This is a genomic window from Brevundimonas sp. 01N35 (assembly GCF_056399785.1).
The window spans coordinates 1-398 of sequence record NZ_JBFTRZ010000041.1 but is presented as its reverse complement, the minus strand read 5'-3'; the positions used below and the strand labels follow the sequence as shown (position 1 = coordinate 398).

The following is a 398-nucleotide window of genomic DNA, read 5'->3' as shown; positions in this document are numbered from 1 at the left end:
CTACAACGACACCTTTGTCGCCGATGATCGGGTGATGGGCTTCGACGGCGGCGCGGGGATCGACACGGTCGACTACTCGACGTCTGCCGAAGCGATCAACGTCGATATCCGTACCGGCGGCGGGCGCCCCGGCATTGGTGGTGACGCGCAAGGCGACACCCTGGTCAACATCGAAAAGGTCATCGGTACGGGGTTCAACGACACGTTCAACGTTGACCTGAGCACCGTGACCCTTGATGGGGGCGCGGGTGATGATGTCTACATCATCAACGGTTCTGGCGGCACGATCATCGAGCAGGTGGGTGGCGGTAATGACGAGATCCGTACCAGCTACGCCACTTTCTCCATGGCGGCCAACGTTGAGCGCCTGACGTATACCGGGGCGGCAGCCTTTACCG

The 398-nt window shown here is 61.3% G+C and carries 1 pseudogene; it reads left to right on the top strand.

The features are described from left to right. Positions 1-398, top strand: a pseudogene (locus AC1DJ5_RS14665) (hypothetical protein); the annotation flags it as partial.